This window comes from Sedimenticola hydrogenitrophicus (assembly GCF_025175675.1).
GTDB lineage: Bacteria > Pseudomonadota > Gammaproteobacteria > Chromatiales > Chromatiaceae > Sedimenticola > Sedimenticola hydrogenitrophicus.
Genome location: NZ_JANIOA010000019.1, coordinates 31255 through 45095 on the forward strand (window position 1 = coordinate 31255; position 13841 = coordinate 45095).

Annotated in this window: 12 protein-coding genes; 5 read left to right on the plus strand and 7 right to left on the minus strand. The window is 57.3% G+C overall.

Features of this window, described 5'->3' with window-relative positions; genetic code table 11:
* Positions 1–187 precede the first annotated feature (187 nt).
* From NPX02_RS11775 to NPX02_RS11785, 3 genes are all read right to left on the minus strand, one after another.
* The gene (locus NPX02_RS11775) at positions 188–2845 is read right to left on the minus strand and encodes an MMPL family transporter (protein WP_260293781.1); all 2658 of its coding nucleotides are present in this window, start codon (positions 2843–2845) and stop codon (positions 188–190) included.
* Between the two features lie 406 nt (positions 2846–3251).
* The gene (locus NPX02_RS11780; protein ID WP_260293783.1) at positions 3252–4718 is read right to left on the minus strand and encodes a hypothetical protein; all 1467 of its coding nucleotides are present in this window, start codon (positions 4716–4718) and stop codon (positions 3252–3254) included.
* Between the two features lie 37 nt (positions 4719–4755).
* Positions 4756–5550 (minus strand): outer membrane lipoprotein-sorting protein, encoded by a 795-nt coding sequence (locus tag NPX02_RS11785; RefSeq protein ID WP_260293784.1) that lies wholly within the window; start codon positions 5548–5550, stop codon positions 4756–4758.
* 952 nt (positions 5551–6502) lie between these two features.
* On the opposite strand from NPX02_RS11785, the gene NPX02_RS11790 reads away from it, so the two are divergent.
* Positions 6503–7099 carry an RNA-dependent RNA polymerase family protein gene (locus NPX02_RS11790; protein ID WP_260293785.1) on the plus strand — a complete coding sequence of 199 codons (597 nt, stop codon included), beginning with the start codon at positions 6503–6505 and terminating at the stop codon, positions 7097–7099.
* A gap of 55 nt (positions 7100–7154) precedes the next feature.
* Here NPX02_RS11790 and NPX02_RS11795 read toward each other — a convergent pair whose 3' ends face one another.
* Genes NPX02_RS11795 through NPX02_RS11805 form a run of 3 tightly spaced genes read right to left on the minus strand, consistent with a single transcriptional unit; the run spans position 7155 to position 9501 of the window.
* Positions 7155–8288 carry a nucleotidyltransferase domain-containing protein gene (locus NPX02_RS11795; RefSeq protein WP_260293786.1) on the minus strand — a complete coding sequence of 378 codons (1134 nt, stop codon included), beginning with the start codon at positions 8286–8288 and terminating at the stop codon, positions 7155–7157.
* A gap of 2 nt (positions 8289–8290) precedes the next feature.
* Positions 8291–9214, minus strand: coding sequence for an HprK-related kinase A (locus tag NPX02_RS11800; RefSeq protein ID WP_260293787.1), 924 nt, complete (start codon positions 9212–9214; stop codon positions 8291–8293).
* A complete protein-coding gene (locus NPX02_RS11805; protein WP_260293788.1) occupies positions 9211–9501 on the minus strand; it encodes an HPr-rel-A system PqqD family peptide chaperone in 291 nt (96 codons plus the stop codon). Before NPX02_RS11805 ends, NPX02_RS11800 begins: the two co-directional genes overlap by 4 nt.
* 272 nt (positions 9502–9773) lie before the next feature.
* On the opposite strand from NPX02_RS11805, the gene NPX02_RS11810 reads away from it, so the two are divergent.
* Positions 9774–9983 carry a hypothetical protein gene (locus NPX02_RS11810; RefSeq protein WP_260293789.1) on the plus strand — a complete coding sequence of 70 codons (210 nt, stop codon included), beginning with the start codon at positions 9774–9776 and terminating at the stop codon, positions 9981–9983.
* A 12-nt stretch (positions 9984–9995) separates the two neighbouring features.
* Here the strand turns inward: NPX02_RS11810 and galE are convergent, their stop codons facing one another.
* On the minus strand, positions 9996–11006 hold the full coding sequence (galE, locus tag NPX02_RS11815) for a UDP-glucose 4-epimerase GalE (RefSeq protein WP_260293790.1): 1011 nt from the start codon (positions 11004–11006) through the stop codon (positions 9996–9998).
* A gap of 443 nt (positions 11007–11449) precedes the next feature.
* Between galE and NPX02_RS11820 the strand changes: the two genes are divergently transcribed.
* From NPX02_RS11820 to NPX02_RS11830, 3 genes are all read left to right on the plus strand, one after another.
* On the plus strand, positions 11450–12199 hold the full coding sequence (locus tag NPX02_RS11820; protein ID WP_260293791.1) for an alpha/beta hydrolase: 750 nt from the start codon (positions 11450–11452) through the stop codon (positions 12197–12199).
* Positions 12200–12246: 47 nt separating this feature from the next.
* Entirely contained in the window at positions 12247–13170 is a 924-nt protein-coding gene (locus tag NPX02_RS11825; RefSeq protein ID WP_260293792.1) for a DMT family transporter, read from the plus strand.
* A gap of 90 nt (positions 13171–13260) precedes the next feature.
* Entirely contained in the window at positions 13261–13830 is a 570-nt protein-coding gene (locus NPX02_RS11830) for a phosphoribosyltransferase (protein ID WP_260293793.1), read from the plus strand.
* Positions 13831–13841 lie beyond the last annotated feature (11 nt).

The window sequence follows — 13841 nt, forward strand, 5'->3', positions numbered from 1 at the left end:
CTCTAAAACAGTCGCTTAAACAGATTAATTCCATCACGAAATATAGGTTTGTCGATTACCTGGTGGAGAATGCCCCTGCAGGAGGCGCAGTGGCAAACGGACGAAGGCGTTGCCGCCCGTTGATCCCCGAACACGGGCACATCCAGCCTCAGCCCTCACCGTTCCCGCCTCTCTCTCCGGCACCCCATCATTTCATGAACAGCGCGTCCCGCGTTATAGCGGACGGACGCCGGGCGTATATCAGGACCAGTAGCGCGGGCAGGAGTAGCAGGTCAAAAAACAGGGCGGTGACCAGACCGATACTGGTCAGAAGCCCGAAATGGGTCGTCGGCACAAATTCCGAGAGTGTCAGCACGATGAATTGGGCACTCAGGATTATCGTCGTGGTCATGACCGCCCTGCCCGCCTGCTTATAGGTCTTGACCAGGGCGGCGATCGGACTGATACCCTTACGCACACGACTGATGAAACCGTGATAGATATGGATGGTGTCATCCACGGCGATGCCGACCGCGACACTGGCAATCATGGCGGTTGCCATATCGAGCCACAGACCAAACATCCCCATGATGATAAAAATCAACAGGATAGGAGACAGGTTCGGTATCATGCAGAGCAGTGCACCGCCGATCGAACGCCACTGTATCAGCATCAGCAGGAATATCAGCCCCAGCGCCCCGAACAGACTCTTCACCTGCCCCTCTATCAGCAGATCCTCCTGATCCGCAAACAGCCGCCCGAAACCCGCTATCTCCCATTCGACACCGTTTGAGGGGTGTTCGCCGAGATAGATTCTGATTCGCTCCATCAGTTCGGAAAGCGCATTGGCACCGTGCACATTCACATTAAGGCTCACATGGGCGATGCGGTAATCTCGATCGACAAAATCAAACAGATCCTCCCCGTCATAGACCAGCAGATACTGGCTGATCAATTCCATATTATCCGGGATACGCCGGTACGCGGGATCCTCAGCATTGAAGCCCCAGTGCATCTCCTCGACAAAATCGGCCATGGAGATACTCTTATCCACCTCGGGTTGCGCCTCCGCCCAGCGCTGAAACGCCCGCATGTCATTCAGCACCCGGGGCTGCTTCAACCCACCCCGCTGTTTTGCCGTGAAAACAATATCCAGGGAGGCAGTGCCTACCAGCTTCTCCTCTATATGTTGCGTGGCCTGGCGAAGCGGGTGCTGGGGATAAAAAAACTCCTGGATATTGGTCTCGACAACAATATTGCCAATCTGAGGCAAGAGTAGCCCAAGCCCTACACCGACCACACCGACCACATAGAGCGGATAACGGACACCGATACGAAGCAGTCTGCTGACCAGTCGGTCCAGGCTGGCCAGTCCCGATTTCCGGCTGGGCCAGGGTGCATAGTCAAACCGGGCAAAGATATTCGGCACCAGGTGGATCACTACAAAATAGATCAGCACCACCCCGGCGGCCGATATCAGCCCGAACACCTTGATCGGCGGGATCGGGCTCAGACCGAGCGATGAGAGGCCGGCCACCGTGGTCAGGGCGGTGTACAGCGCCGGTCGTTGCACTTCGTTGAGTGCACTGCGTACCCGGCGTGGTCCTGTCAATCCGCGTTTTGAAGCAAAATGGAGGGCGTTGAACAGATGCACCAGCGCAGCCACTGTCAAAGCCGACAGCAGCGGTGGAATGATACTGGATATCAGGTTGAACGGTTGATTGAAAACCACATAAAACGCCACCGTGGAGCTGACTACCACCCCGATAACCACACCGGCTACTATCACCGCAAGCCAGCGATGGAACAGCCACCAGATCAGGAACAGACCGATCACCGTGGTGGCGGGTATGAAGATCATATTATCCCGCAACATCGATCTCATCTGCGCCACATCGGTGGTGATCTGCCCAGCCATACTGGTCAGATAGCCAGCCAGGCGAGCCTTGCGGACCTCCTCGAGCATGGCATCCTCCAGGGCCAACCGTTCGAGGCTCGAGTCGATCTTGACCGGTATTACCAGCATCGCAACCGCACTGCCGTCCGCTGCCACCAGGGCGTTTCTGGCAAAGCGGTCTGAGAGTGCACGCTCCAGCCTCTGCGGTGGCCTGGTCTTCTCCAGATTCCGGACACTGAGCAGCGGCTCAACCAGAAAGCCCTCTTCGGTCCCGTGAATATGATCCTGCGTGGTCATATTCACCACGTCATCAATCAGTGGATGGTCAGCCAGCGACTCGGCCAGGGCATTCAATGACCTGGCGAATCCGTCCGAATAGAGCGCCACTCCCTCGAACAGCAGTAGGACGACCTGATCGCTGGGAAAATGGCGCCGCAGTTCATCATCAATGATCACCGAAGGCGCGTCCGCCGGCAGGTAGACCTTGGGGGCGTTGTTGATGTTGAGATTCAGCAGCAGCCCATTGGGCAGTACCGTGAATAAAAACAGGAACAGCACACTGAAGTAGTATTTCCAGGGCAGATGCAGAAAAATATACTTCAACTGCGTGTCCGCTTCGGTGGTGAGCGAAAACTCGATCGACTCCTCGCCATCGGCCAGGATAGAGCAGGAATTCATGATGGCCACCAGACGGTCGCCGTCATTTTTCAGTAAGGTGACTTTGGCCCGGGGATATTCCCTGGCGTTCCGGAGCACCCTCCCCGCCTCGGAAAAGTGCTCCCGCAGCCGATCCTTGTGACGGTCAATCACCAGGTCGAGAACCGGTACTGCCTCAAGCTCACTGAAAGATTGATAGCCCAGAAGGCTGAGAAAGGCCGGATTGGCATAGACAAACATGCCATCATGCTGAATCGCTATCGGTTTGCGATCGTGATCATAGCGGGCGTATAGGGTGGTGTCAGCTTGCATGCGAAGTCAGATGTGAGCCCAGGTCATTGGAATACACTCCTGCAATATTGATTCAAATTCGGCACGACCTCTGCCCAAATTTACCTTATTACCCATCTAACTCAACCATCATCAGGAACAACCTTAGCCGCCAATAGACGCAAATGAACACGAATAAGCCCGTTCTTCGGGGTAGGATGCCGGTGAGGCACGAACCGCATCAAGCCCTACCGTGAACGATGCGGTTCGCAAGCTCACCGGCATCCTACGTCACCGGCAAGCACCGTGGTCTGGATGAAGCGGCCATTCCCCAACAGGATTAACCGCGTTATTTGCGTTTATTCGCTTTTATTCGCGGCTTTGTAAACGGTATCTGACTTTAGCAGTAGTCTGTTGGGTAATCAGGCAAATTCATAAAATCTTCGGGTCAGAACTTTGCGCGCCACCCGACCGCGACCAGTGAATTGTCCTGATGGAAGGCGCCGGGCGTACCGGCGGCACCCTCAAAGTAGTGCGCCTCCAGATACACCTCCTGGGAGTCCCAGCCGATGTAGGCGAGCTCGGGATTGAGATAGAGATCATGGGTATCCAGCCCCTTATAAAAGCGCCCCTTCACCCGCCATTGATCACGGGCAAAAGGAACCTCAAACGAGCCGCCAAACAGATAGACCTCGGTCCGGTCTATCACCGCTGGCGCGTCAATATGATTGAACCCGGTCAACTGCAGATTGACCCGGGCATCGCCATCCCCCGGAAAGAACTCCACACCGGCTCCCCAGTTCAGGCTCTTGACCGTGTCGAATGTGCCATCGGCGCGGGTAATCGGGGCATCACTCAGCCAGCCTGCCTCAAGGCGCCAGATCGCGCCCAGCGCCTCCACACCGAGATCACCGCCGAGTAACCAACTACGTGGATATCTTGCCTCGAGCACTCCACGGGAACTGTTGTAGCTGAAATAGGGGATCGATTGGCGAACCTTCTGCACGGTCAGGGCGTAGTCCAACCCCTCCCCCGTGCCGCTGTAACGAATGCCGAACCCACCATCCGAATCCGAAGCATTGACATCCACCGGGGCACTCTGGATCAGTGCCGTGCTGGCCGGGGTGGATTTCAAACCAAATATCTGCCCGGATTCCCGGTTAACCGGGAACCAGACACTGTCAACGCCTGGCAACTCAGCTTCCCTGAAATAGGGCAGAAAGACCACATCCAGCTTTTTCTCCCCGAAGAAGTGTTCATAGCGGATCGCCGGCGATGCGCGCCTGCGATCGGCCAGGTCATCCAGGATATAGCGGGTCAGGTCATGGGTGCTGAGGCGGTCGGTAGGGGGAAATTCATCAATCCGTCCCCAAACTATTTTTTGCGCCCCAACGGTCAACCTGAAGTTATCCGCACGATAACGGATGAAGGTCTCATCATAATCAAGCGTGGCATGTTCCCAATCCTGACTGCCGTGCTGGAAATAGCCGTCCAGCCGTACGGAGGCCTGCAGGTCCCAGCGACTGGAGGGGCTCCAGAGCGCCGTTGCCTGGCCATGCAGATAACCCTGGCCGCTGGCATTTGAAGCGGATCGGTTGAACACCCCGTACTCCGCCCACAAATCATCCAGCTTGAGGGAGAGATCGCTACGCCCGGCAATCGCCTGGTCGCTCCCCGGAGTGGACTTTTGCTCCTCCGGCTCAAGCAGTATCTCGTCACTCCCCGGTTCTTCAATGATCAACAACTCTTCCGTCGATAAGGCAGGCCGCCCTTGATCAATCACCGGCTCCTCTTCAATGATCAACAGCTCCTCATCCGGCGCCGGTTCCGCGGCCGACGCGGGCAGTGGCGACAATGCGATACAGAACCAGGCTAATAGTGTGGTGCTGTCAAATTTATTGTTCAAGTGCGCCATATGGCTATGTTCCCCTGTTCAGGTTGCCTGCCCCGACTCAGGGGCGATAGGCCTTCTCATTGGTATCGTCGGTAAGATCACGCCGGGTGAAGAGCCGGTCGGGCAGATCCTGGTCGTACTTTATATTTTCGGTCAGCAACTGGGTACGGTGCCCGGATTCCAGGTCATACATGGTGCTTTCCAGGATGCTCCAGTAGCCCTGGATTTTCTTGATTCTTCTGGCGGTAAGCATTTTGCTCGGCTTCTCCCTGCCCCGCTCGAACAGCTCCACTTTCAACGGGATCAGGATCTTGCGGTAGATACAGCTGACACGCTTGGAATAGACCGAGTTATCCGGATCCCTGGGGGTACTGACCAGGATCTCGCAGGGCACCTTTCCCACACTGCCCGTGCCCCGCAGGTAGTGATGATCCATGTCGACCTCCCGGTCGAGCAGGTCTTCATAAAAAAAGTCGGAACCGACGAAACGGCCGCCTTTTCTTGAAGATGAAATTCGCCGGACCTTATTCAGCGCCGGCAGATAGAGCCATTGGTCACTCGCGTCCCCGGGGTGATCCTGGGTCAGCAGCCCGGTTCCCGCGATATCATCCGGCTGAATGAAGCGCATCAGGGTCCAGCGCTCTCCGGCGCCCTTCTCCTTGGCGTAGCTGTAGAGCACACGCTGCCTGGATTGACTCGCCTTTCCCTGAAGCGTCATCACCACCAGGGCACTGAAATCATTACCATTGGGTCGATCGTACACCGCCTGGGCCAACGCCGTCCCCGCGGGATTGCTCAGAGGCTCACTCCCAAGAACGGCGACAGGCGACATCAGCAAACAGGCTGCAATCATCCGTCGGGCTAAGCCTTGTGTGACCATGGTTTCGCTTCTACCTTGACGAGAACAGACCGGCTCTCTTAATAATCCATATTTGAAACATTCTATAACTAGTTGAATATATTGCAAGTTAATTTAATTAACTGCCATTTTTTCATCAGGTATCCCACGCCTGAGCCGAGCCCCACTCTCTCCATTCACATTATCCAAGCCGGCGAATCCATTTCAGAAATCAGGTATCTCATTGATTATGCGAGCATTAATAATAAGACGTTGAGAAAGCTATCGCAGTTCGGTAACAACCAGAACCACAGGTACCGAAACCACACGCCAACCGAAGGTCAATGGGGATCCGCTCATCCAGCCACCCGACCACCACTCCCCGGCGTTTTTAACCGGTTGTAAAAATCATTTATAGTTTAGCCCCGGATGGCGGCAACACCCTGAAAGGTTTAGCCAGACCGACGCGAAACCTGGCCCATATCACCATGCCCTACACCTGTCGATTTTTTTTACACGGTACATTTAACCCGCAAATAATTATTCATCAACTTATTGATAATATTGACTATAAATCTAGTGGCTTGATATTTGCATCGATAGTGACAGATCACGCAGACGCCTTATACTGATAGATGTGGCGGGATATTTCCGACTTCGGTGCTTAAAGTCAGCTAATAGAACTTGCCATGCCTTAACCGCACAACTATTTGCCTGGTGTCGCTAACCACCGGATAATTAGGGGATTATTATGATCGTGGGCGAACACCCTACTCCGAGCCATAGAAACCGGTAAGGGATTATTTGATATCTATCGGATATTTTTACACTTATTCTGCGAACATTTTCCAAGCGTTGAATAAGTGCTACCTTTCTACAATATGAGGGACAATCCTGAGGCCAGATCAGGAACAGGCTCGAGAAGCCACTCGATTTTAAGCTCAGATAACCTATAGAGTAACAAGTAATGTCGAAGAATCGAGAGACAAACAAGGATTTAAAGCTGGATGGTCCGATTGAGAAAGGCATCTCATCGAGTCGTAGGCAATTTACCAAGGCGAGCCTGCTCGCCTCCCCTGTATTGATGTCGGTGGTATCACGCCCCGTGTTTGGCGTGGGTTGCCTCTCGAACATGCTCTCTGGCAACCTGTCCGACCCGAATCGTGGTGAATGTAACCTGGGCCTTAGCCCCGGCTACTGGAAGGAACACCCGGAAGCTTGGCCGATGGCGTCCACTTATCGACAAGACGGTACGTTGCCCACCGGCCAAAACGACTGCCTCTCGGGCGGTGGCCCCTTCGCGCAGTGGGAGTGCGGTGGCGGTGCGCTATTCAACAGCTATTTCACGTCCGGTCCGCTGGACGCAAACAACCGTACGATGTATGAAATCCTGTGCACGGAAGCGGGTAGTGACGAGTTCCATATCATCGCCGCGCTCCTGAATGCGATGACCGATCCCAACTATGTTCTGAGTGTGGATCAAGTGAAGACGTTGTGGGCCGATCCGACGCTGGGCGGTCAAGTGACCAACTTCAAGTCATTCCTGAACAGCACCTGGACCTGACGACCAGGCACACTCATCATTTTGTCTGACCGCAAACCGCCGGATAAGGGTCAAATCAGCCGGGATCCCGGTGTCGCGGATTGTTGGCGATAAAGCGCTGTACTTCCCCCGGCAGCTCTCCCTCATTTTCCCCCGTCAGCGCCTTCCTCACCAGGTGGGGAATGAGCAGTTTCATCGGCATGCGCAGATAGTGCGAACGCACATAGAGCGCCCAGCGCGCCTGCCCGGTGCCCCACATCCCGCAACTTGCATGATCCGGTCGCAAGGCGCGGAGAAACAGACGATCCATGGTTGAACCGAGCAGGCTCCCGGGGAGCTGATCACGCATCCACAATGTCACATCTTCGGGAATGTCCACTGCCAACAGGAGCTGGACATAACGTAACCCATAAATCAGTGGACGCACCAAGTCCATCTCCACCGCCCGGTCACACAGCGCCGGCCAGAAACCGGCGCGCCCCGCAAAGTGCCGCAGCAGTTCGGCGATATCCACCAGATCCCGCAGCCCATGCTCCAGTTCGCCATCATGGAACAGGTGCGTTGCACTGTGCAGGATCAGGTCCAGGTCACACAACCAGTAGAGATCCCCCTGCCCCCCATCGTTGGTTGCCTGCGCCAGGAGTTTTTGCGGGTCGGGCTTGAGTCTCGCCGTCAGCGGCAGGATTGAGTGGTGGATATCCAGCACCGTCTGGCGCTTGATATGTCTCATCGGGGGGATTTCATGCATCCAGGTACGATAGTAGCGTTGATCGTATGCACTGCTATGGGTAGTACGCCACCCCCACGTCAACAGTCGCTTCTCTACATCCTCGACCGCTGACCTGGGCACCAGGATATCGATATCATGAAACAGCCGCCCGCGGCTGATCGGCAGATCCGCCAGGACATAGGCGGCCCCCTTGAGCAGGACAATGGGGATGGCGAGGCTGTACAGCGCTTCCTGCAGCTGCGAGATCTCCCAGCGGACCGCCAGCACGCTGCGCTGGGTAATCAGGTTCGCGGCCCTCAGATGATGGGCCGGCCCTTCCGGTATCGCGTCCCCCAGCCCCCGTTCCTGTAACACCCGGTGAAGATGGGCAAGCAGGTTTGCCGCCTTTGCCTGGCGCATCAGGAGATCCCAGTCGGCCGCGGAGAACCGGGTTATCCTATCCGGTGATACCAGGACCTGTATGATAAGCGGCTCAACCATAATCAGGCGGGGACCTCCGAATCCGCAATCAGCCGCTCCATGATCGGCAGCGCCTCCTCCAGTTGCGAATACTCCAGCGAGAAGACCGGACAGCTGTTGATCAGTGATGTTGCCGACTCAAATCCGACCTTACCCAGGATATGGGTGTTGAACGCGTTCTCCTGTATCTCCAGTAGCGCGCTGTTTTTGGCTTTCTCGGTCAGACGGGTACGGCTGCCCGCTCTAAATTTCGGGAAGACGATCGCATGCGGCCGGCTGGTTACGCCGGCCAGCCGGATGCTCGTTGCCGATGGTTTCAGATGAGCCACCGTTCCCTTCGCCGTGTCTTTCGCCGCCAGCCCGATTTCCGCCATAGCCGAGAAATCTCGAATAATCCCTATCGATTCATTTTTCAGGCTGACGGGCCTCGGCACCGGGGTGATCGCCCGTGTCGCCGGATCCAGCAATACCATCTCATCCGACAACAGGCGCCAGCCACGCAGCGCCATGGCCGCGCACAGCGTGCTCTTTCCGGAGCCGGGCACGCCCGGCATGATGATCCCGCGGCCCGCTTTCTCGAGCACCGCGGCATGGATAATCAGATAGCGATGCGCGGTGGTGGCGATGCACCAGTTGAGACCCCACTCGAACATGGCGAAGGCATGGATATAGGGCAGCGGCTTGAACGGGGCGTATTCGTCCAGGAGGAAATGTACCTGGGGTTTTACCCAGCGCCGCAGACCGCCGGCATTTTTCAGCGTGATATGAAAATCAAAGAACCGCGCGGATTCCGTGGTCTCGTACTCGGAGTAAAAAAAGGCGACGTGTCGCAGGAGATCGGGAATGGTGGAGCGCAGATTGATCCAGAAAGGCCCGATCTGTATCGGCAACCCCTTTCCGGTCAATTGGCCGGCCATGTCACGCTGGCTGAGATCGGCTACTTTCACAGCGAGTCTGAGATAACCAGGCCCAGGGAGCGGAAGGTAAGCAGCGAGAGGTGCACGGCATCCGCCAACTCGCTGTTGGCGTCAATCTCAAAGAAATCGGCGGCGGATCGCGTCAGCTCTGAGGGTGTCTGCCGTTCCAGCTGCAGCCGTTTGAGCAGAAACTCACCCAGCGGATTCAGCATCAGGGTATCGCCGGACCCCTGATGAAAAAGCACCGCCTCCTCCTCATCCGGCCAGATGCTCCAGCAAAACTGATCCGGGGCATTGGCAAACCATCTCCTCTCCATTTTTTCGGCTCTATCCATCCCACTCATAGCGCTGATCACTGTTACCTGTTACTTGTAATATCAAGTAGTTATATACAAACAGGGGTAGCTGTTAGCATACCCGGTTTTTATCGTTCTGTCCCGTCGAACGGCGATCCCGGGAGGCATGCTGTGCGGCATGTGCCGGGAGTCTGCAGGGCTTGACCGACAAACTCCTAGGCAGCCTTACGCAAGCTGCCTATGATTACGCTTAGGGCTCGCGTCTGTCTTCCGGGGCCATGCAGGGGAGCGAGATGAATATACTATTGGCAAACATTGGAACGATCGCGGGAATAATCGGTATCTTGGTCTGCCTGACAGCGGGGCTGGCCAGACTCGGGGGGTTCTATTACCTGGCCGGTTTCGAATCGGTGACCCTGCTCAATACTGGAGTCGCCCTCATGGTGCTGGCAATACTGATGAAGGTTGAGCTGATCTACCGGAAATCAAATTCGGCACCGTAAGCGGAAATCGGATCACTGGAAGCCATCCGGATTGGCGCGCTGCCATCGCCAGCTGTCCCGGCACATCTGCTCCAATTCACGTTCCGCTCGCCAGCCAAGTTCGACCGATGCTCGCGCCGGGTCCGCATAGCAGGCGGCTATATCGCCAGGCCGGCGACTGTCGATCCGGTAGGGGACCATCCTGCCGCTTGCCTGCTCAAAGGCACGCACCATCTCCAGCACCGAGTAGCCGCGACCGGTTCCGAGATTATGGGTGATCACCCCGGGGTGCCCGGACAGTTTGTCCAGCGCCGCGAGATGCCCCCGGGCAAGATCGACCACATGAATATAGTCCCGCACCCCGGTACCATCGGCAGTCGGATAATCACCGCCAAAAATCGACAACCGTTCCAGCCGGCCCGCGGCCACCTGTGAGATATAAGGCATCAGGTTATTCGGGATACCGCCCGGGTCTTCCCCGATCAACCCGCTCTCATGGGCACCCACCGGGTTGAAATAACGCAGGATGGAGATATCCCAGGCATCATCGGCGGCATGGAGATCCCGCAGCATCTCCTCGATCATCAACTTCGACCGACCGTAGGGATTGGATGCCGACAGGGCGAAATCCTCTCCGATGGGCAGGGAGACCGGATCACCATAGACCGTCGCGGAAGAGCTGAATACCAGGCGCTTTACGCCCGCCGCCGCCATCGATTCCAGCAGCGTCAGGCTACCGGTGATATTGTTCTGGTAATAGGCCAACGGCAATCTGACGGACTCTCCGACCGCCTTCAGTCCGGCGAAATGGATCACGGCATCGATACCGTCCCGGGAGAAGATCCGGGTCACTGTATCCCGGTCCCTGATATCCCCCTCGACAAAAGAGACGCGCCGGCCGGTGATGTCGGCAATCCGGTCCAGGGAGATCCGGCTGCTGTTGCAGAGGTTATCGATGACCACCACCTGATGACCGGCCTCCAGGAGCTCCACACAGGTGTGAGATCCGATGTAGCCGGCGCCGCCGGTAACCAGTACTTTCATTGGATTATCCTGACTTCCATTGAGCACTTATTGAGATGGGCTATTCTGCAACAGGGTGGTGTGGTTTGACACCTGGGATCACCGTAGCCTGGATGCAGCCGCCACTCTCAAACGGAAACAACCACATGAACAGCGCGGCGCAATCCGGGAACCAGGCCGCCCCGCCACAATCCCGGATTCCGCCCGCGAAGAGCGCAGATGTCTCAAATCCCATGCGGCGGGCTACATCCAGGCTACCAATCTGTGTGACTCGTCTATTCTGCAACAGCGAAGTGTGATTTAACAGCCTCGCGGCAGCACGAAGCGGAGCGGGTGAATGATATGGGGCGTGGCGATCCGACGGGTACGCCGCACGACTTGACATGGCCGTGGATTTTTCTCGGTTGCAATAGCGCGTCCGCGGGGTATCATCCGTTGTTTTTCCTGGTACGGGATCAAGATCGGTGACTACCGCTACGCTCCGGCTCCTCCATCTGCCCGACGGCAAACGGATCGCCTACCACAAAACGGAGGGCACCGGGCCCGGCGTGCTCTTCCTTGGCGGGTTCAAATCGGACATGACCGGCACCAAGGCGGTCACCCTGGAGCAGTGGTGCCGGGAACAGGGGCGCGCCTTTATCCGTTTCGACTATTCCGGACATGGCCAATCCAGCGGCGAATTCGAAACCGGGACCATCGGCGAGTGGCTGGCTGACGCCCTGGCGGTCATCGACCGGCTGACCGAAGGGCCGCAGCTCATCGTCGGCTCCAGCCTGGGCGGCTGGCTCGCGCTGCTGGCCACCCTCGTCCGGCCGCAACGGGTACACGCCCTGATTACCCTCGCCTGCGCCACCGATTTCACCCGGCGACTGCTGTTGCCGATGTTCACGGATGAGCAGAAACAGCAGTTGAGCCGCGAGGGGCGCGTGTTGATCCCCTGCGACTATGATAATCAACAGCCCTATCCGATCACCCGGGAACTGATCGAAGAGGGAGAGAACCACTGCCTGCTGGACAGGCCCATCCCCATTCACTGTCCGGTGCGGATGTTTCACGGCATGCGGGACCCGGATGTACCCTGGGAGTTCAGCCGCCAGACCTGCGAGCGGCTGGAGAGCGGGGACGCCACCCTCACCCTGATCAAACAGGGGGATCACCGGCTGTCCGAGGCGGCCGATCTGCGCCTGATCCTCAACACCCTGGAACAGCTTTGATGGCTGCCGGCGTCACAATCCGGTCCGACGGTCGGGTTCGGTAGCGGATGACCCGGCAAGCCAAAGCCTACCTCTTTGGGGGCAGCGCCGTGCTGCTCTGGTCCACGGTGGCCACCGCCTTCAAACTGTCGCTGCGCCACCTGGAACCGATACAGCTGCTGTTTTACGCCAGCATCGCCTCGTTGCTGGTACTGCTCATGGTATTGCTATGGCAGGGCCATTTGCGGCTGCTGCTGCAGACCTCGCGCCGCGACCTGCTACTGTGCGCCACGCTGGGCCTGCTCAATCCCTGCCTCTACTACTGGGTGCTGTTCAAGGCCTATGACCTGCTGCCGGCCCAGGAGGCGCAGCCGCTCAACTACACCTGGGCCATCACCCTCTCCATCCTGGCGGTCCCCCTGCTCAAGCAGCATCTGCGCCGGCTCGACCTGCTGGCCATCGGCATCAGTTATTTCGGCATCCTGGTGATTGCCACCCACGGCACCCCCCTGGAACTCCGCTTCAGCAACGGTTACGGGGTCCTGCTGGCCCTTGGCAGCACCCTGATCTGGTCGCTGTTCTGGATCTTCAACACCCGCGGCCGCATGGAACCGGTGGTCGGGCTGTTCCTCAATTTTCTGTTCGCCATTCCGGTGATTGCCCTGATTACCTGGCTTACCGCCGGGTTCGAATTTGATTCTATCAACGGACTGTACGGCGCCGCCTATGTGGGTCTGTTCGAGATGGGTATCACCTTCGTACTCTGGCTCAAGGCGTTGCGCCTGACCGAGAGCACCGCCAAGGTGGCCAATCTGATCTTTCTCTCGCCGATCCTCTCCCTGTTCCTGATCCATTTCATCGTCGGCGAGGAGATCCACTGGTCCAGCGGCGCCGGGCTGTTGCTGATAATTGCCGGTAATGTGCTGCAACAGTTGGGAAAACCGCCCGTCCCACCCCGGGATGGGAAGCAGCCGATACGGGAAAGCGCCTGAAAATGGTTGCCTTCGCCGGCCGGCCCAAACTATTCTCGCGGGGATGCAACACACGCCCCCGCAATAACCCGGCACATAGAACCCTTCCTAATGAGTGATAAATACTACATAACCGCCCAGCAGCTCCTGACCGATTCCTTCCGCCTGGGACTGGAGATACTGCAGAGCGGCTTCCGGCCCGACTTTATCGTCGGCGTCTGGCGCGGCGGTACGCCGGTCGGCATCGCGGTACAGGAGATCCTGGACTACTTTGGCGTACCCTCGGATCATATCGCCATCCGCACCTCCTCCTACACCGGCATCGGCGAGCGCAACAAGGAGGTGCGGGTACACGGCCTCGGTTATCTGATACGCAACATGGACTGGGACAGCTCCCTGCTGATCGTCGACGATGTGTTCGATTCCGGCCTGAGCCTGCAGGCGATCCTGGACTCCCTGCGGGAGAAGAGCCGGCGCAACATGCCGGAACAGATCCGCATCGCCACCCCCTGGTACAAACCCGGCAACAACCGGACCGCGCTGACGCCCGATTACTATGTCCATGAGACGGATCAGTGGCTGGTCTTTCCCCATGAGATGAAGGGCCTGGACCAGCAGGAGATACTGGCCAACAAACCGGAGATGGAAGCGCTATTTCGCAGCAAGGGGCTGATCGAGTAGATTTGCAGGGG